Raw genomic sequence first — 20,198 nt, 5'->3', positions numbered from 1 at the left:
AATAAAAATAAGATAATTGTTGAAATTGTTGACGAAACAGTTAGAGGCAGGGTTAATGATATAATAGATAATTTATTTAAAGAAAGTAAAGTAACAAGAAAGATTGACAAAAAAGATAAAACAGTGGTTTTAGAAAAAAAAATACTGGAAGAATTTTTGAAAATTCCGGATATTGTTTCGGAGGATATAGGAAAAAAAGTAACAAACAAGCTTAGTGAAAGTAAAGAACAATTAAGAAAAGAAATTAGTGAAATAAAAGAAGATTTGGCAGGAATTGCAAATAAACGAATCAAAAAATTTGATTGTGCAGTAAAAGATTGTTCAGAAAAGTTGGAGAAAAAGGGCGTAAATGATTTCAATATTTTGACAACTAATTTTGCATTTGACTTTATAACCAGTGAAAGTAATATAAATAAAAATATTTTAGATGAAAGTTTAAAAAATAATTTGAAGAGTAATATAGGAAGAATTGTAGATTTAAATATCAAAAAAAATGTTATCAAGAATGATAAATTTCACAATATATTTGATAATATTTTGGGGATTTTCAAAAAAGACATGTATAATGAAATTACATATAATAAACAGGCGTTAAGAGATTTGTATGAACAAGAAATAAGTGAAGACTTAAAAAAAGAACTTGGAGCAGAGGGAAGCAATATAGAACAAATATGTCAGGAATTACAGGACAATATCACTAAAGACTTAAGCAATGAAATTGATTATTTTAAAAATGAAATGGAAAATCAAATAAATAATGCGATAAGTAAGAAAAATGAAATTGAACGAATACTTGATAATACACAGGAAATGGAAGAAAGGAGACAGGAAATCGAAGAGAAGAAATTAACATTACAGAAAATATCCAATGATGTTGCAAGCTTTTGTGATGGCTGGTGCTGTTTAAGACAAGAACAAATGGAGGTATAGATGATAGAAATAATAGATCGATTGACGTATTTATCTATAAAAGATAACAGACCTGAGTTGCTTCAGAAATTAAACAAGCTGGTAAGTGAAAAGGGGCAGGTGTCGTTTTTAGAGTGTAATGACGAAGTTGCGAATAAAATCATTCTGGAGAAAATCGAAAAGTGCATGAAACAGGGGACGATTGTTGGTGACTTCAGAAAATTTGCTGAGATTTTTTCAGATGGTAAAGTTGAAATTGAATTTTCAGATACAATAAGAATTATGGTAGCAAAAATTATGGAGCAAAGAGATACAATTAAAAGGAATATCGAAAGCATGTAGGATAAGTGGTGGTATTAATGGACTTGAACAGGCGTATTGTGTTGATTATTGATGCGATAGAAAAGATTATTGACATAATAGAAAAGATATTTGGTCAAAATAAAATTATTGAAAAATTAAGGAAGCGTTTAAAAAAAATAAAGAAGAAAAATAAAAAAGAATATTATTGCAAGGTGGTGACAGTAATAGTGTATATTTTATTGAAAATAATTATCGTTGCGGTTATAATTATCTTGACAGCTGGAATGTGCATGTTGTTTTTGAAAAAGAATAATAACAATGTTTCAGAATTAAATAACAGTAAAAATGAAGAAAATATTGTGACAAAGCAAGATGCAAAGGCGTTTTTACAAATTATTGAGATATTGGATGAAATATACAGCTATAAATAATTTGTAAAATGAGTATTTATCTTATTACATCAGGAGGTGTCATATATGCCAATACCATATTCAATCGTAAAACCGAAATTATGCCCATATTGTCATAAACCTTATAAAGTGGATTTATTTAAACGCTGTAAGTATTGTCACAAGTCATTGAAAGGCTTTAGCTGGTGAAGAGCTGATAAAGATAGTTGATAAAAAATCCCTGACAAACAAAAAGAAACTGTGTGTTCAATTTGTTTGCCGGGGATTTTATATGCTGTAAATTATTGTTCACATTAAAGAAGGATTAAAGTATAATAGGAGGTAGAAGTAGTGACTGATGATAAAGAAGAAAAGTTGTGGATAGTATAAAGAGAACTGTTGGAGGGGAAGATGTATTTAGAAAGTGATTTAGTTCGTATCGGCAAAAGAGAAAATAATAATAAAAGGAATTATCTGGTTGTGAACAGGCTTCAGGGAAAGCATATTCCGGTTTTGCCGAGTGAAGCTTTGAGCATGTTTGATGCATTGGCAGAGATTATAGAAAAAGAGTATTCGGGAGAAAAACTGCTTTTGATTGGATTTGCCGAGACGGCAACGGCGATAGGCGCTGAGGCTGCGATAAAACTTGGAGCACAATATATTCAGACGACGAGAGAAATTGTTCAGGGAGTAAGCTATCTGTTTTTTTCGGAATCCCATAGTCATGCAACTGAGCAAAAACTTGTCAGGGAAGATATTGATAAACTTGTTGGGGGAGTTGACCGTATTATATTTATTGAGGATGAGGTTACGACAGGAAATACCATATTAAATATAGTAAATATTATGGAGGACAGATACAATGAAGGAAAAAATGATTTGTCTTGTAATTTAAAGTTTTCTGTCGCTTCAATCTTGAATGGAATGTCAGTTGATAATCTGAGTTTATATGAGGAACGTGGAATAAAGGTACATTATCTTGTGAAAATAGATAACAGCAAATTTAGTGAGATTGCTGACAGTTATACTGCAGATGGAAAATATATAGTGTGTGATACCACAAAAAAAATTGAGGTGAAACAATACGAGTTTACAGGCTGGATAAATTCAAGAAGAGTTGTCGATTCAAAGGAGTATCAGGAACACTGTCTGAAATTGTGGGATGATATTCATAATGAGATTTCTTTTGAATCTGGGAGCAGTGTTCTGGTGATAGGGACGGAAGAGTTTATGTATCCTGCACTTTTTATAGGTTCATGCATTGAAAAAATCGGATGCAGGGTTAGAAGTCATTCGACAACGAGAAGTCCTATTGAAGTTTGTCGGTTTAAGGATTTTGATACATATCCTGTTCACGAAAGATATGAGCTGTGCAGCTTATATGATGATAAAAGAAAGACTTTTATTTATGATTTGGATTCGTATGATAATGTATTGATTTTAACTGACTCACATTATGATGGAAATAATGGAGTAAATTCGCTTGTGAATGCATTGAAAAAGAAAAATGAGGATATCTATCTTATTAAATGGATTTAGTCTAATGTATTGATTTGATGTATGTAATTTGGAGCTTGGCGGGAAAGATAATAGATTTTAAGCTGTTAAACAGTATCGTCGATTCAGAGGTTGAGGGAGGAAAGACATTGAGAAGTTCGTATAAAGAAGAAGATGTGATTTTACTGCTAAAGGATATAACAGGACTTGTAGAGCCGCAGCCGACAAAAGAGAGGGAGAGACTTATTCAATCGGGAAAGCATTATAGTGAGATGCTTCCGATAGAGTATGTTCCGACTGAAAAATACATGGAAACTTATTATGAAGCTTTAAAGGTTTATTCTGAGCCGGTTGCAAGGGCAGTTGGTGTTGTGGCAGATAAGATAGTAAATGCGAAAGGGAAAGATGTGGTTCTTGTATCACTTGCAAGAGCGGGGATTCCTATTGGGATTTTGATTAAGAGGTATATTAAATTCAAGTATGATATAGATGTGCCGCATTATTCTATTTCAATTATAAGGGGAAGAGGAATTGATGATAATGCTATGAAGTATCTTCTTGAAAGATGCGAAGCGAAGCAGCTTCTTTTTGTTGATGGCTGGATTGGAAAAGGAGCTATTTTAAATGAATTAAAGAAGGATATTGTTCAGTATGACGGTGTTTCAGATGATATTGCCGTTATTGCTGACCCGGCAAATGTCACTGAGCTTTGTGGGACACATGATGACATTTTGATACCAAGTTCATGTCTTAACAGTACGGTTTCGGGACTTATCAGCAGAACTTTTCTGAGAAGTGATATTATTGGAGAGAATGATTTTCATGGTGCTGTTTATTATGGCGAATTGAAGGATGCAGATTTGTCATATCAATTTATAGAGACAATTGAAAGTTATTTTGTTATTGATAATAAGGAAAAGACGGAAAATAAAGGGAATATAAAAGGAATAGACGAGGTAAGAAAAATAGCAGTTAAGTTTGGGGTAGATGATATAAACTTTATAAAGCCGGGGATTGGTGAGGCAACAAGGGTGCTCTTAAGGCGTGTTCCGTGGAAAGTCCTTATCAATGAAAAATATAAAGATTCAAAAGAATTGAGCCATCTTATAAGATTGGCTGATGAAAAAAATGTACCGATTGAGTATTATCCAATGAAAAATTATAAGTGCTGCGGTATTATCAAACAGCTTTCAGATATTTGAAATAGGGCTACCGCAATCCCAATGGCTTTAGACAATGGGTAGTTCACAGCTGTTTGATACCGTAGTTTTCGGCAAGATATAATATTTTCTGTGCCCAGTTAAAATGAGTTTTGTATTCATTCATACGTTCTCTTGTGATGTTTCCTGAGACGAGAGAACTGTTTTTTGTATCCCAGTTCATTATTTCGAGTGCATCATTATAATTCTTTTGGGATACTTTATATTCATTATTTACGACAGAAATCTGATTTGGATGTATAACGGTTTTTCCGGTAAAACCACAGAGTTTATCATCATTTATTTCTTTTTTCAGACCTGCTTTCCAGTCATTTCCTGAATAATATTCATAAACAGGGCCTGAGATTATATAATCTGTTCCATAAACGGTTACAATATCAGAAAATATATTTGCGATAGGTGATATTTGGTGTATTGATTCATTACATTCCCGTCTGAAACCAAAAAGATGTGACAAGTCATTGCCGCCGACTCTGATATTTAAAACATATTTTTCTGCTAAACCAAGTTTATCTTTCAATGTGTATAGATTGTCGTATCGGTGTTTAAGATTTACTATGGAGTCATTTTCATATATCGGCATAAAGTATTTTGTATGGTTGTGTATGGAATTTAGTTTTTGAATTTCTTCTATATAAATATCTGCATTTTCAATACAGAATTTTGGAATTATGTAACCGGTTATTATTTCACTGCTTTCGCCAAGCTGTTTATCAAGATATATGATTTGTTCAGAATTTCGCACCCTGATAAAAATTTTAGGGAGGAAAAATGCTTTATTTGTTTGTAATGCATTGTAAATATTGTTTATTGTTATTATAAGCTGCATTTCAGCTTCTTTTACGAAATTATCATTTATTGTATCTTCAAGGCAGAGAGCAAGTGAATATTTAGAACCGAATTTTTCCGAAATAATGTATTCTGCCAGCTCTTTTTTGTCAGCAGGACTATATAGTAATGCACCAACACTGTAGTAAATTGAATTATTCTTCATACCCCGTTTAAACTCCTTATGTCATTTATATGATTTTATAATAACATAAGTTAAGATGAAAAAATAGTCGAAAATTAAGTAAGTAAATTCGTTAATTATGAATTTATAATATTTTCTTAAAAATCCAATCTTTCTTGTATATTAAATAACCTTATGGTAAAATGGTAAAAGATGGTTGCAAATTGTATGTTTTCATATAGAAATTGTAAAAATTGATTTATTTTGAGGGGGATAAATGAGTAAAGAAAACAGAGGCATAAGGATTTCATTTAACTCACCTGTTATATTGGTATTTTCGATTATATGCCTTTTAGTGCTGGGGCTTGGGTATCTTACAGGTGGTGTTTCGGATGATTTGCTTTTTTGTGTCTATAGATCATCGTTTACAGATCCATTGACTTATTTTAGATTTTTCGGGCATGTTCTGGGGCATGCGAACTGGGAGCATTTTATAGGAAATATTACGATGATTCTTGTGATTGGTCCGTTACTTGAAGAAAAGTATGGCTCAGCAGACACACTGATTGTAATTTTAGTTACGGCTTTTGTCACGGGAGTTATACATTTTATATTCTTTCCTGGTGTGGCACTTATGGGTGCAAGCGGCATTGTTTTTGCATTTATACTGCTTGCAAGTATGACGAGTATAGAGGATGGAAAGATTCCGCTTACTTTTATTCTTGTGGCGGTAATCTACATCGGTGGTCAGATAAGAGATGGGATTTTTATCAATGATAATGTATCAAATCTGACGCATATAGTCGGCGGTGTAGTGGGTTCGGTGCTTGGAATTGCAATGAACAAGTACAAAGGCAGCAAATATTGAGGTGAGTAAATTGACATTAAAACATATAAAGCTTCAAAGCCTTGATGATTTTTTCGTTCCGCTTAGCGGACGTAATGAAAAGGGTGTTTATTTTTATCGTTTTAATAAAACATCAGAAAAAATAGAACAGTTTATTTATAAATATTATAATGAAGCAAGAAAGTCGGGGGTTGTCATTGAGGGGAAAATCGGAAATCCCACCGAAAGTAATCTTTCGTATTATGAAGAAATTATGGGATTAGATTTTCAAATGAGTATGGGATTTATCTCTACTGCTTTAAAAAAGTGGCTTCCAAGGATGGGAATGTTTCAGCGGGAGAATATTGCCGGAGCAATATATGATGTGCTTGATGAACTGAGAAAAAAAGGCAAAAATGAAAATATGCTTAAAAATGCATATATTAAATTTATGTGCTGGCTTTATTATAAATTTGAGAGCGTTGTAAATCAGATGAATGGCGAGAATATACCTAAGATTTTGTTTATTGGGGATATAGTCGGATATGAGTTTATGCTTATAAATATTTTGGCTGATGCAGGGTGTGATGTTGTTTTTGTACAGCCACAGGGAGACGATGCATATCTCAAGGTGGATGCATCACTTGAAAAGTCAGTCGAATATACAGATACGGATATGGCTCCGTTTGAAAAAGATTTCAGCATAAAAAAACTTACACGGAAAAATGATTTAAACAGACGGAACAGTAATAATCCTTCAGAGTTTAAGGAGCATATACTAAATTGTACAAATGCCTGGATTGATGGAAAAGGAATTGATGATTTCTTACGGCCTGTATCTGTTAGAAAAAACAAGTTTAATGAATTAAAAAATAATTTGCAGACAGGAAATACTTTAGGACAAAATGGCTTTGAAAACACATCTGATAATCGTTATGCAGATGAGAAAAATCTGTTTTATAACTGTTATATCAGGATAAACGGTGTGTGGGATAAACTTACATATGAGAATGAACTTTATCAGTTTTATCTTTCACTCCAAGGAATGAAAAGGAATGTTGTTGTCGTAAGTGAAATGATTCCTAAGCCTGATACGGATGAGATAGCCAAGATAAAAAGAGGAAATTACAGGGACGTATATCAGCTTGTAAAGGAGCTTCAGGTCAATATTCAGTTCCCTGAAAGACCGAGTGTAAGGGAGTTTTTGGTTAGTGCTTTTGCTGATGTTATTTTGGATGAGGCTAAGAGGCTTGAACAAAATACTAATATTACAAATATAAATAAAATTTTGAATAAGGCGGTTTATCTGCTCTGTTTTATAAACAGATACCAGACAGCGTTATTTAAAGGGCTGGATGATGAGATGGTATCATGTTTTATATACATGGGAGGGTGCAATGATGAAAATGAGGCATTGTTTATGCGTTTCCTTGCAAGGACAAAGACAGATGTTTTGATATTGTGTCCAAATGCAGGAAAAAAGTGCTGTCTTGAAGATAAAATATTATACGAGATAAATTATCCGGATTATCTTGCCGTAAATAAGTTTCCGATGCAAAATGCAGATATGCACATTGGAACGGCGGCATATCATGCAGAGAGAGAACTTGATAACCTTATGTATAATGATGATATGTTGTTTAGAAATCAGCAGTATGACAAGGCAAATGCAATATCACTTAATACTATGGACAGTGAGATTAAAATTTTGTGGGATACGGAGTTGAAATACAGGCCGGGCTTTTCGACAGCCTCCGGTATCGTAAACATTCCGGTTATTTTTTCTAAATTTTCAGGTGTGAAAGACAGGAACACAAAAGAGTATTGGGTTACATTGAAACAGCTTATGACACCTGAGACATTGGTGATTGACAGTGCACCGTATATTTTACCTACGGATGCTAATCCGATGAAAATGTTTGCTGCGGAGTTTTTTAAAAACGGAAGACTTCACAGAAATGTTATAAAAAATCACAGAGCATATCAGTATGGTTTTCTGCGTGAAGATATGCAGGAACATATTTTGGATAAAATTGAGCTTTTGCTGCAGCAAAAGTCAATAAAGGGAACTTTTGAAAATGGGACAGAATATACTATAGTTGCAATAGCTCTAAATCTTCCTAAGGAAGTGACAAGATTGTTGCAGGCATTTGATTTTACAAAGAAAAATCCTAAGCTTATTTATTTAAATACATCAGATAGTGTGATATCTCTGGAAGATACGATATATATAGCGTTCTTAAATCTTCTTGGGTTTGATGTTGCTTTGTTTGTACCTACCGGGTACAATATGGAAAATTATTTTAATATGAAGCTTATGGAAGAACACCAGATGGGGGATTATATGTATGATCTTCAAGTACCAAATTGGAATAGTATTCCGTTAAGTGTACACACGTCATTGCGTGACAGACTTTTTAGACGTGGATGACAGTGTATAAAATAAAAGCTACAATATTTTTTAAGGAGGGAAGATATGGGTCTTGATTTTGGAAAAAAGGAACCGGCTGTTGTACAGGCACCGGTACAAAATGAGATTGAAACAGTTGAGGCATATGATATTGTTGAAGATAGAAAGCAGATGAGCAATGAACTTGTTGGCTCTGATGAAGTTGATGCTTTGGTCAGCACGATAGAAGTGAACAATCTTGAAACAATAGTTTCTTTTGGCGCTGAGGCGGCAGAAGAAGTCTCAAAAGCTTCAGACATTGTGCTTAACAGCATGAGTATGAGCCAGATTGACGAGTCAAATGAGATGTTAAGTTCATTATCGAAGATTATGTCAAAGTTTGATATTGATGAGTTTAAGGAAGACAAGGGGCTTTTTAATAAGCTTTTTGGAAATTTAAGAAAACAGCTCGACAAAATCCTGCAGAAGTATCACACAATGGGTGATGAGGTTGACAAAATTTACGTTCAGCTTAAACAGTATGAAAGTGAGATAAAGCAGTCGAACAGAAATTTAAATCAGATGTTTGATGCAAATGTCGGTTATTATCATCAGCTTGTAAAATATATTCTTGCCGGGGAGCAGGGATGCAAGGAGCTTGAGGCATACATAGCCCAGAGACAGCAGGATTATGAAAATACTGCTGACAATGCGATACAGCTTGAACTTGCAAGTCTTAATAATGCTCTTATGATGCTTGAGCAGAGAACACAGGATTTAAGAACAGCAGAGAATGTCGCAATGCAGTCTATTCCGATGATTAAAACAATGGAATTTAGCAATATGAATCTTGTTAGAAAGATTAATTCTGCGTTTATCGTTACACTTCCTGTATTTAAACAGGCTCTTGCACAGGCTATTATGCTCAAGAGACAGAAGATTCAGGCTGAATCAATGGCTGAGCTTGATAAAAAGACAAATGAGATGCTTATAAAGAATGCGCAAAATACAGTTGAGCAGTCAAAGATGACAGCAAAACTTGCTTCAGGAAGTTCTATAAAGATTGAAACACTTGAAAAAACATGGAGAACTATTGTAAATGGTATTGATGAGACAAGAGCAATTCAGGAAAATGCCAGAAAACAGCGCATTGATGATGCAGCCAGACTTGATGCGATAAAGAAAGAATTTATGCAGACTTACGGTGGAACACTAAAGTAAAGGAGGGGTTATATTATGCCAATTAATTTATCAAAAGGACAGAAAGTTGATCTTACAAAAGGAAATCCGGGACTTAAAAATGTTATGGTAGGTCTTGGATGGGATGTAAATGCATTTGACTCAGGAGCAGACTTTGACCTTGATGCAGCAGCATTTATGCTTGGTTCAAATGGTAAGTGCCCAACAGAAAAGGAATTTGTATTTTATGGAAATCTTGAGCATCCTTCAGGTTCTATAAAACATATGGGAGATAACCTTACAGGAGAGGGTGAAGGCGATGATGAACAGATAGAAGTAAATCTTGCCGATATTCCTTCAAATATTGATAAAATTGCATTTACTGTAACAATATATGATGCAGAGGTAAGAAGACAAAATTTTGGACAGGTCTCAAATGCATATATAAGACTTGTAAATGTTGATACAAACGAGGAAATTATCAGGTATGACCTGGGCGAGGACTTTTCGATTGAGACAGCCGTTGTAGTAGGTGAGATTTACAGACATAATGGAGAGTGGAAGTTCAATGCGATAGGAAGCGGATTTCAGGGCGGACTTGCAGCACTTTGCGGACATTATGGAATAGAAGTAGCTTAACTTAAATTTAAGGAGGAGATATACAATGCCAATCAGTTTACAAAAAGGACAGAAAGTAAGTCTTACAAAAGGAAATCCGGGATTAAAAAAAGTTGTAGTAGGTCTTGGATGGGATGTTAATCAGTTTGATACAGGTGGAGATTTTGACCTTGATGCAGCAGCATTTTTGCTTGGCGATTCAGGAAAAACAGCTAAATCAGATGATTTTGTATTCTATGGAAATCTTACACATCCGTCAGGTTCAGTACAGCATATGGGAGACAATCTCACAGGTGAAGGTGACGGAGATGATGAGCAAATTAAAATAGACCTTACACAGGTTCCGGCAGATGTTACAAAGATTGCATTTACTGCTACAATATATGAGCCTGAACAGAGAAGACAGAATTTTGGGCAGGTAAATAATGCATTCATAAGAATTTACAACGAAGAGACAGGCGAGGAGATGTTAAGATATGACCTGGGCGAGGACTTTTCGATTGAGACAGCCGTTGTATTTGGAGAGTTATACAAGAATAACAATGAATGGAAGTTTAATGCAATAGGAAGCGGATACCAGGGTGGACTTGCTGCATTATGCGCAAACTACGGTGTTGATGTTGAATAACAGATTACAAGGAGGAAAACGGTATGTCAATCAGTTTAAAAAAGGGACAAAAAGTTAGTCTTACAAAAGAAAGTGCAGGTCTTTCCAATGTTCTCGTAGGTCTTGGATGGGATGCAGCAGAGTCAGAAAAGAAAGGTTTTTTTGCTTCATTGCTTGGTTCGGGTTCGGCAGATATCGATTGTGATGCTACTGCAATTCTTTTAAAAGGTGGCAAATTTTGCGATAAAAGTGATGTGGTTTATTTTGGAAATCTTCAGCACAAATCGGGAACAGTAAGACATATGGGAGACAATCTTACAGGTGACGGTGATGGAGATGATGAGCAGATTCTTATTGAGTTATCAAAAGTTCCGGCAGAATATGACAGGATAGTTATTGTCGTTAATATTTATGACTGCATAAAAAGAAAACAGGAATTTGGAATGATAAAAAATGCATTTATAAGAATTGTTGACGGAAAGACAAACAGAGAATTGTGCAAATACAATCTTTCTGAAAATTATTCAGGAATGACAGCTATGATATTTGGTGAGATTTACAGACACAATGGAGAGTGGAAGTTCAATGCAATTGGTCAGGGAACTACAGATACAAATATCGGCGAACTTTGCAGACATTATTGTTAATTATCAATGTGATTATATTATTTCAATTTTGAGATAATAATAATAAAACATTTATAAAAAAGAGAGGAAATTTCCTAATTATGAGTGAGATAATGAAAAAAGACAGCCTGAAAAAAGGTTTGTCAAGTGAACAGGCAGCTAAAAGCAAAGCAGAATTTGGAACAAATGAGCTTGCAAAAAAAAAGCAGGAATCGTTATGGTCTATGTTTATAGGCGCATTTAATGACATTTGGATTAAAGTTCTGTGTTTTGCGCTTTTACTTAAAATTGTACTTGCGGTATTGGGAGTGATTTTCCCTGCTATATCAGGTGGAAATGATGCTATTGAAATTGTAAGTATTATTATTGCAATAGCACTTGCAACAGGATTTTCTACACTGTCAGAGTACAGAAACAGTTCAAGAAGTGAGGCTTTGCAGGAAGAGTACAGTAAAACTTTTGCAAAGGTGGTAAGGGACGGAAAACTTTTGAAAATTCCTACCAATGATATTGTTAAAGGTGATACCATACTTATTCAGGCAGGTGATAAAGTACCGGTTGACGGACTTATTTTTGATGGTAGTGTAAAAGTATCACAGGCTGCTCTTAATGGTGAGTCAAGAGATGAGTCAAAGTCGGCAGCAGAAAGTATGGATGATGCCGAGTCAACTGATTATTCATCAGCAAGTAAAGTTTTTATGGGTTCTGTTGTAACAAGTGGAGAAGCATATATGGTGGCAACTGTTATCGGTGATGCTTCTGAGCTTGGAAAAATTAACAAGGCTTTGACAGACAATGAAGAGGAAGAAAGAAAGGATACATCAAGTCTTAAACTGGAGGTAGTAGCTGCAGGTATCGGTAAGCTTGGTGTTTCGGCAGCAGCTATCGCCGGTGTGTTACAGGTTGTTTTAAATATTGTAAGAGCCGATGAAGCAATCACTCCTGTATTTGTAATACTGCTCGTTGCTGAGGCTGTAATGCTTATGGCAAGTATCGTTATCATGGCAGTACCTGAGGGACTTCCTATGATGAACAGCCTTGTTCAGTCGATGAATACGGAATCAATGTACAAAAAGAATATTCTTGTAAGTCATAAGGCTGCATTTTCAGATTCCGCTTATATGAATCTTTTGTTCAGTGATAAAACAGGAACAATTACAGAGGGAAATCTTTCTTTGGTAGAATTTATTACAGGTGACGGCGAAGTTACGGATAAGCTTTTAAATAATGATTTTATAGACGCGATCACAGTGAATAATCTTGCCAAAGTTTCAGAAGGAAAAGCAATCGGAAGCAATAATATGGATAGGGCACTTCTTACTTATGCTCTTTCTAACAATATTAAGATTGATGAGAATGAGATAGAGAAAAAAGTCAAAGAGAACAATGGTTTTGATTCTGAAAAGAAATGTGCTACCGTAGAACTGACAGATGGTGTTATTTATTGGAAAGGTGCTACGGAACAGATTATTGATGAGATAACTCATTATATGGATGTAGATGGCGATGTGAAAGAATTTACTGCTGCTGACAAGGAAAAAGTTGAAAAACAGATGATGGCTGAAGCTGAGAGAACAATGAAACTTTTGTCTGTTGCAAAAATTGCAGACGGCAAAAAGATACTTCTTGCAGTTTTGTGTCTTAGGGACAATGTAAGAAAAGATGCAATTGAGACTGTTGAAGTGCTTAACCGTGCTGGAATACAGGTTGTTATGGTGACAGGTGATGCAGAAGAGACAGCGACAGCTATCGCAAAAGAAGCCGGAATTCTTATGGATGAGAAAAACGACGTTGTTCTTACACATGAAGAACTTGAAAAGATGTCAGATGAAGAACTCAAGAAAGAGCTTCCGCATCTTAAAGTTGTAAGCCGTGCTAAACCTCTTGACAAGAAACGTCTGGTATCGATTGCACAGCAGCTCGAAAATGTCTGTGGTATGACTGGTGACGGTGTGAATGATGCACCTGCATTAAAACAGGCTGATATAGGTTTTGCAATGGGTGACGGAACAGCAGTTGCACAGGAAGCAGGAGATGTAGTAATCCTTAATAATAGTCTTACTTCTATTAAAGATTGCGTACTTAACAGTAGAACAATGGCTAAGTCAGTTGGTAAATTCCTTATTTTCCAGCTTACTGTAAATATCAGTACACTTCTTATGAACATCCTTGCACCTGTACTTGGATGGACAGAGCCATTTTCAATTGTTCAGATTTTGTGGATAAATCTTATAATGGATACGCTTGCAGCAATGGCATTTGGTGGTGAACCAATACTTGGCAGATACATGAATGAAAAACCGGCAAAGAGAACAGACAATATTCTCACAGGTTATATTAAGTCAGCAATCGGGGTAAGTGCGATATTTATTACATTGGGCTCAATATTGATACTTGAAGATGTAGGTGGAATAACAACATTTGTAACGCCTGCTGGATGCAGTGACCATAAGCTTTATGAAAAGACATTTATGTTTGCATTCTTTATCTACTCAATAATATTTAACAGTTTAAATACAAGGTCTGAGAAATTTAATCTCTTTGAGCACATCAGTGAGAATAAGAATTTTGGTCTTGTAATGGGTGCTATATTTGTATTGCAGACAATTATGATTCAGATTGGCGGACCTGTATTTAATACAACAATGTTAAGTGTGAAAGCACTTCTTGTGTCAATGTTACTTGCAGTTCTAATCATCCCGGTAGATATGATAAGAAAGGCTGTTGTAAGAAAATAAATCATAGTGTATTGTATCCTTTCAATGACATTTAGAGCAGAGGAAGATTTTAGAGCGAAGGATAAAATTTATATTTATAAGGTGTGGTGCCAAATGTGCCGCACCTTATGTTTTTACGCTATGGGAAAATATTGGTTTTGGATTTTATAGAGTGAAAATGAGGAATAATATGAATGATATATATGTAAACTATCTTTTGACAGCACTGATATTGACATTTGTGATACCGGTTGCGGGGTTTGTTATAGAACAAATAGTAAAACTGCTATATTCGGTAACGGCATCATTTTTTGGAAATGAATTTACATACTTTATATTTAACAGACTGACATTTATTGGTGTTTTTCATCATGAATTATCTCACGCACTGCTTGCAACGCTTACTGGAGCAAAAGTTACCAAAATAGTATTCTTTCATCCTGATGGTGACAGGCTTGGATATGTTCAGTATGTGACAAGAGGAAATGTGATAATGGCGGCAATCCAACAGACAATGGCTTCAATAGCACCTGTATTTTGCGGAGCATTGACAAGTGCAGGTATTTATTATTATATGTCAGGAACTACTCTTGTAATGTGGCAGATGGTTCTGTTATGGTATGTATTTATTTCTGTTATACTGCATATGACAATGAGCAGCCAGGATTTTAAGGTGATGTGGCGCGGAATACCTATTGTATATCTGATTGTACTTATCATTGTTTATATTATGAAGTTTAATTTATTTAAATAGATTTGAGAGATTTATGGATAATGGAAGTTATTGTATGTGAGGTTTGAATGTAAAATGAAAATATTAAATATTGATATGGATAATACGTTGATATATTCATACAAGCATGATATTGGCAGAGAAAAGATAAATGTAGAATTATACAATGGCAGGGAGATTTCATATATAACTAAAAGGACATTTGAACTTTTGAATGAAATTAAAAAGAAATTTCTTATAGTGCCTACGACAACGAGGACAAGAGAGCAGTATGAAAGGATTTTTCTTGGAATTGGGTTGATAAAATATGCACTTGTCTGTAATGGCGGAGTGTTGCTGGTAGACGGAAAAGTGGATGAAGAGTGGTATAAAGTTTCTAAAAATCTGATTTCAAACAGTGTGGATGAACTTTTAAAAGCTGTGCTATATCTTGAAAGCGAGGAGTTAAGAAAATTTGAAGTGAGATTTATTGAAGAATTGTTTGTGTTTACCAAATGTGACAAACCGGAAAAGGTTGTCTGCAAACTTAGATATAAATTGAATTTGTCGCTTGTTGATGTTTTTAACAATGGAATAAAAGTGTATGTGGTTCCCAAAAATCTTGATAAGGGAACGGCAGTTAAAAGATTTAGAGCGTATTTGGGAGACGATGTTGAAAAAGTTGTGGCAGCAGGTGACAGTGAATTTGATATACCAATGGTAGAATGTGCTGACGAGGGAATAGTGCCTAAAGGTTTTAGAAACAGATTTGAATTGATAAATGATAACGGTAAGATATGCGAAATGCCAGGTAAAAAAGTATTTGCTGAGGAAATACTGGAAAAAATATGTTTAGAAAGATAATCAGCAAAAACTGGGCAGGCTGAAGTATTATTGATATTTTTGACGTATGCGCTGTTACAGAACGTAAAAAGAATAGTAGCAGCCATATTGAGAATATCATTTATTTTTGATATAATAAATAAGATTGTGCATGAAGAATCAATTATGCTGTTCTTAAGATGAAAATGTGAACAGTAATGCAAAGTCTCCTCATAAAAGAGGTGACAGTATCTTATAATTAATAAGGAGGACATATATACAATGAAGAAATTAGAGGATTATGTCAGATGTATCCCTGATTTCCCAAGTGAGGGAGTTATGTTTAGGGATATTACATCTGTGATTCAGGATCCGGATGGTCTTAAGCTTGCCATTGATTCAATGATTGAGGTTGTTAAGGAAGTTGATTTTGATGTTGTAGTAGGAACTGAATCAAGAGGTTTTATTTTTGGTATGCCTATTGCTTATGCTCTTGGTAAAGGATTTGTACCATGCCGCAAAAAGGGAAAACTTCCATGTGAAACGGTTACGGCATCATATGCCTTGGAGTATGGCACAGCTGAGATTGAAATTCACAAAGATGCAATAAAGCCAGGTCAGAAGGTTTTGCTTGTGGATGACCTTATCGCAACGGGAGGAACTATCGAAGCATGTGCAAGTCTTGTTGAAGAACTTGGCGGTGAGGTAGTAAAGATTTTATTCTTACTCGAACTTGCGGGTCTTAATGGCAGAGAAAAACTTGCTAAGTATGATGTTACATCGCTCATTACATATGAAGGCAAATAGAGTCTTTATGTGTTGTTGAAAAGAGTGAGGTGTAAACAGTAGCTTTAATAGGGTACGGAAAACACTGTAATATATTTTAATAGTGACAAACATACTAAAAAGGAGACATAATTACTTATGTTAAACAAATTATTTAAATTGGATGAAAATAATACGAATGTAAAGACTGAGGTAATTGCCGGCCTTACAACATTTATGGCTATGGCATATATACTTGCTGTAAATCCTAATATCTTAAGCAGTACGGGAATGAATCGTGATGCTGTACTTTTAGCTACATCTATTGCTTCATTTATAGGATGTATGGCTATGGCACTTCTTGCAAATTATCCATTTGCACTTGCACCAGGTATGGGACTTAATGCTTATATGGCAGGAACGGTATGTGCCAATATGGGTTATTCATGGAAAGTTGCACTTCTTGCAGTTTTTGCAGAAGGTCTTGTATTTATTGTACTTTCGCTTACAAACGTGCGTGAAGCTATTTTTAATGCTATCCCTTCAGGACTCAAAAAAGGAGTAAGTGCAGGTATCGGATTATTTATCGCATTTATCGGTCTTCAGGGAGCAAAGATTGTAGTAGCAGACAGTTCAACACTTCTTACTTATGTAAGATTTACAAAAGATTTTCATACAGTAGGAATCGGTGCATTGCTTGCACTTATCGGATTATTTATAACAGTTATTCTTTATGCAAAGAATGTTAAAGGCTCTATTCTTATCGGAATATTAAGCACATGGATTCTTGGAATGCTCTGTCAGCTTGTAGGAATTTATGTTCCAAATCCTGATACAGGATTTTATTCATTATATCCGACATTTAAAATGATTGATATTACAGCAATCGGTGATACTTTTGGACAGTGCTTCAAAGCTGATTTTTCAAAGATTAAGATACTTGATTTTATCGTTGTTCTTTTCGCGTTCCTCTTTGTTGATATTTTTGATACTCTCGGAACACTTATCGGTGTTTCTACAAAGGCAGGAATGCTTGATGAAAATGAAAAACTTCCCAGAATTAAGCCGGCGCTCCTTGCGGATGCCATTGCAACATCAGTTGGTGCGGTTCTTGGAACATCAACAACTACAACATATGTAGAGTCATCAGCAGGTGTACTTGCAGGAGGACGTACAGGTCTTTCAGCAGCCGTAACAGGAATAATGTTTTTACTTGCAATCATATTTGCACCTATATTTACGGCAATTCCATCGTTTGCAACAGCACCGGCACTTATATTTGTTGGTTTCCTTATGATATCTTCAATAATAAGTGTAGATTTTACAGATCTTACAGAATCGGTACCTGCATACCTTGCACTTCTTGCAATGCCGCTTATGTATAGTATTTCAGAGGGAATTGCGCTCGGTGTTATTTCATATGTTGTTATCAATGTATTTTGTGGAAAAGCAAAGAAAGTAAAACCGTTAATGTATATACTTGCCGTACTGTTTGTTTGTAAGTATATATTCTTGTAGGATATATATTTATTTTTGATGGGGCAAAGTGTGAGTATTGATTTTTTTTCAGAATTATATAAAAATTGGAGTTAATAAATAAAAAAACAATAAATGACTGCTGCTTTTGTGGAGTACAATTCAAAGGCGGCAGTTTTTGTGTTTAGACAGATTTTATGTTTATACAAGAATACCCAAAGAATAGCAGCAGTAAATAAATGCAAAAAAAGAACTGCTGGAGAAGCAGTTCTTTATAATAACCATAAAAGGTTATAACAATCAAGCTTAAGCTTGATTGTTTGGAGAAGGTATGAAAAAAATTTAAGCACTTATCAAATGATTTCGTTTCATTCGATGGTTTCATAATAACGTTCAAGTGTGAACCTGTAATGTTTTAATTGTGAAAGATATGTTAATAAATGTGAACGAAAAAAGAATGCGTTTGACATTAGCTGTCAAGATGCGTGATAATGAGCAGTTTTTACAGGATTTTGAAGGTGTGAAAACGATTTCGCAATTTAGTATTGTTCTGTGGCAGAAGCAATACTAAAATATAAAACAAGAATTTGTTGTACTGGAAAACAGAAAGGGAAAAGTTATGTCAATTAAAAAAATAGCAGAAAAAGCAGGAGTTTCAGCTTCGACTGTTTCGCGTGTACTTAACAATCCAAATTATAAATGTTCATCCCCGGAAGTCCGTGATAAAATTTGGAAGATTGCAATTGAACTTAATTATACGCCCAATACTGCCGCACGCAATTTGAAAATGGGACTTAAAGAAAAAGAAGAAAAAGTCTATTATGTTGGTGTACTTATGACACGAATGGAAAAGGCGACTGCAGATCCGTTTTTTAATGAGTTGCTGCGTGTAATAGAAAGTGAGATACATAAACAGGTTGCTATACTGACAAAAGTATGGTATATGCCGATTTTTTCAAGTGATAAAAAGTGCAGGCACGAGGATATTAGTCTGCTGGTTGATGAAATGTATGATGAGATGGAGCAGAAATGTGATGGTCTTATAATCATCGGAAAATGCAATAAAGAAGCTTTGAAAAAACTTAATAAAAAATTTAAAAATGTAGTTTCGGTAAATCGAAATTCAACAAACTATGAAGTAGATGAAGTACTGTGTGACGGAAAGAAAGTTGCAATGATGGCTGTAGAGTATCTTATATCACTCGGACATACCAATATAGGTTATGTGGGAGACTGTTATAATGAGGCGAGATACAGAGGGTATCTTGAGGCATTGCATAGACACGATATTGACCCGGAGGCAGATTATATAGTACAGACGGGACAGACAGAGGCAGAAGGATTTTCGGCTATGCAGAAATTTATGCAGTCGGAGGAGAGACCAACGGGAATATATTGTGCAAATGACATTACTGCCATCGGAATGTTAAAGTTTCTTGAGACAAATAAAAACAGATATTATATTCCATCAATAATAGCAAGTGATGACATTGAGGAAGCACAGTATACAAGACCTATGCTTACAACAGTAAGACTTCCGAAAGAAGAGATGGGCAAGTTTGCTTTGTATCTTCTTGTTGACCGAATGCGTGGAGGGCACAAGAGTGTAGTCCGTACGGAGCTTGAGGGAAAACTTATGGTACGAAACAGCTGTATGGGGATTGATGAGGGCGGATGGTGTGATTATTGTATATGAGTATGGATTACATCGACAGGCAAATGTTTATTGGCTAACAATAATTCGGAAATTCAATCAAGAGTATTACGAAATATTATGAGAATTTTATATCAAAAATAAATACCTTTATTCGTATGATAAGAATTTCAATTATACGAGTAAAGGTATTTATTTTTTGTGTAATAAGTCTTTTATACCATAATATCAATATTTGCTCCGATGTCCGGATTAACAGACCTTTCCATTACGGAACGATCCATCATGTCAATAAGACCTGCACCAGTTTCCTTCATAGTATCAAGACTCTTTGCAAGAACTGCTGTTTCAACATTATTCATCACATCTGCCTGTGATATTCCCATAGAGAGTGCTGCAATATCCATAAAAATCCCTCCTTTTTAAGTATTATAACCTAGGTAATTGCGAAACTCGCTAAGCTTGTTTGCAATCTTAACTGAAAATAGGGATGAATTTGTGAAAAGCACAAATTCTAAGCTGAAAAGTTGACAACTA

General features: G+C 34.8%; 19 protein-coding genes. 17 read left to right on the top strand and 2 right to left on the bottom strand.

Annotated elements, in window-relative coordinates; all coding sequences use genetic code 11:
* The 5 genes from ACZLXV_RS12680 to ACZLXV_RS12660 all read left to right on the top strand — a co-directional run.
* On the top strand, positions 1–930 hold a 930-nt coding region (locus tag ACZLXV_RS12680; protein WP_482383663.1), incomplete at its 5' end, for a hypothetical protein.
* The gene (locus ACZLXV_RS12675) at positions 931–1,251 is read left to right on the top strand and encodes a hypothetical protein (protein WP_482383662.1); all 321 of its coding nucleotides are present in this window, start codon (positions 931–933) and stop codon (positions 1,249–1,251) included. It abuts the gene before it with no gap.
* A 38-nt stretch (positions 1,252–1,289) separates the two neighbouring features.
* The gene (locus ACZLXV_RS12670) at positions 1,290–1,643 is read left to right on the top strand and encodes a hypothetical protein (RefSeq protein ID WP_482383661.1); all 354 of its coding nucleotides are present in this window, start codon (positions 1,290–1,292) and stop codon (positions 1,641–1,643) included.
* Positions 1,644–2,012: 369 nt separating this feature from the next.
* Positions 2,013–3,140: a phosphoribosyltransferase domain-containing protein gene (locus tag ACZLXV_RS12665; RefSeq protein WP_482383660.1), complete on the top strand. Its 1,128-nt coding sequence runs from the start codon at positions 2,013–2,015 to the stop codon at positions 3,138–3,140.
* 107 nt (positions 3,141–3,247) lie between these two features.
* Positions 3,248–4,300, top strand: coding sequence for a cysteine protease StiP family protein (locus ACZLXV_RS12660; protein ID WP_482383664.1), 1,053 nt, complete (start codon positions 3,248–3,250; stop codon positions 4,298–4,300).
* A 43-nt stretch (positions 4,301–4,343) separates the two neighbouring features.
* Here the strand turns inward: ACZLXV_RS12660 and ACZLXV_RS12655 are convergent, their stop codons facing one another.
* Positions 4,344–5,312, bottom strand: coding sequence for an HpcH/HpaI aldolase/citrate lyase family protein (locus ACZLXV_RS12655; protein ID WP_482383659.1), 969 nt, complete (start codon positions 5,310–5,312; stop codon positions 4,344–4,346).
* Positions 5,313–5,547: 235 nt separating this feature from the next.
* Between ACZLXV_RS12655 and ACZLXV_RS12650 the strand changes: the two genes are divergently transcribed.
* From ACZLXV_RS12650 to ACZLXV_RS12595, 12 genes are all read left to right on the top strand, one after another.
* The gene (locus ACZLXV_RS12650; protein WP_022224096.1) at positions 5,548–6,138 is read left to right on the top strand and encodes a rhomboid family intramembrane serine protease; all 591 of its coding nucleotides are present in this window, start codon (positions 5,548–5,550) and stop codon (positions 6,136–6,138) included.
* A gap of 10 nt (positions 6,139–6,148) precedes the next feature.
* Positions 6,149–8,527: a YceG family protein gene (locus ACZLXV_RS12645; RefSeq protein WP_482383658.1), complete on the top strand. Its 2,379-nt coding sequence runs from the start codon at positions 6,149–6,151 to the stop codon at positions 8,525–8,527.
* A gap of 45 nt (positions 8,528–8,572) precedes the next feature.
* A complete protein-coding gene (locus tag ACZLXV_RS12640; RefSeq protein ID WP_482383657.1) occupies positions 8,573–9,706 on the top strand; it encodes a toxic anion resistance protein in 1,134 nt (377 codons plus the stop codon).
* Positions 9,707–9,721: 15 nt separating this feature from the next.
* Positions 9,722–10,303, top strand: coding sequence for a TerD family protein (locus ACZLXV_RS12635; protein WP_482383656.1), 582 nt, complete (start codon positions 9,722–9,724; stop codon positions 10,301–10,303).
* A 25-nt stretch (positions 10,304–10,328) separates the two neighbouring features.
* Complete coding sequence (locus ACZLXV_RS12630; protein WP_482383655.1) at positions 10,329–10,910, top strand: TerD family protein; 582 nt, start codon at positions 10,329–10,331, stop codon at positions 10,908–10,910.
* A 23-nt stretch (positions 10,911–10,933) separates the two neighbouring features.
* Complete coding sequence (locus ACZLXV_RS12625) at positions 10,934–11,536, top strand: TerD family protein (protein WP_482383654.1); 603 nt, start codon at positions 10,934–10,936, stop codon at positions 11,534–11,536.
* Positions 11,537–11,616: 80 nt separating this feature from the next.
* On the top strand, positions 11,617–14,253 hold the full coding sequence (locus ACZLXV_RS12620) for a cation-translocating P-type ATPase (RefSeq protein WP_482383653.1): 2,637 nt from the start codon (positions 11,617–11,619) through the stop codon (positions 14,251–14,253).
* A gap of 169 nt (positions 14,254–14,422) precedes the next feature.
* Positions 14,423–14,986, top strand: a complete 564-nt coding sequence (locus ACZLXV_RS12615; RefSeq protein ID WP_367335795.1) for a M50 family metallopeptidase — start codon at positions 14,423–14,425, stop codon at positions 14,984–14,986.
* A gap of 54 nt (positions 14,987–15,040) precedes the next feature.
* Positions 15,041–15,808, top strand: coding sequence for an HAD family hydrolase (locus tag ACZLXV_RS12610; protein ID WP_482383652.1), 768 nt, complete (start codon positions 15,041–15,043; stop codon positions 15,806–15,808).
* A 240-nt stretch (positions 15,809–16,048) separates the two neighbouring features.
* Entirely contained in the window at positions 16,049–16,573 is a 525-nt protein-coding gene (locus ACZLXV_RS12605) for an adenine phosphoribosyltransferase (RefSeq protein WP_482383651.1), read from the top strand.
* 117 nt (positions 16,574–16,690) lie between these two features.
* Positions 16,691–18,049, top strand: a complete 1,359-nt coding sequence (locus ACZLXV_RS12600; RefSeq protein ID WP_482383650.1) for an NCS2 family permease — start codon at positions 16,691–16,693, stop codon at positions 18,047–18,049.
* Between the two features lie 577 nt (positions 18,050–18,626).
* Positions 18,627–19,703, top strand: coding sequence for a LacI family DNA-binding transcriptional regulator (locus tag ACZLXV_RS12595; protein ID WP_482383649.1), 1,077 nt, complete (start codon positions 18,627–18,629; stop codon positions 19,701–19,703).
* Positions 19,704–19,876: 173 nt separating this feature from the next.
* On the opposite strand, the gene ACZLXV_RS12590 is transcribed toward ACZLXV_RS12595, so the two are convergent.
* The gene (locus ACZLXV_RS12590; protein WP_482383648.1) at positions 19,877–20,068 is read right to left on the bottom strand and encodes a YjfB family protein; all 192 of its coding nucleotides are present in this window, start codon (positions 20,066–20,068) and stop codon (positions 19,877–19,879) included.
* Positions 20,069–20,198: the final 130 nt, after the last annotated feature.

The organism is Butyribacter sp. (genome assembly GCF_056818865.1).
Note: the sequence above shows the minus strand (reverse complement) of the source record. Positions and strands in the feature narration are given on the sequence as shown.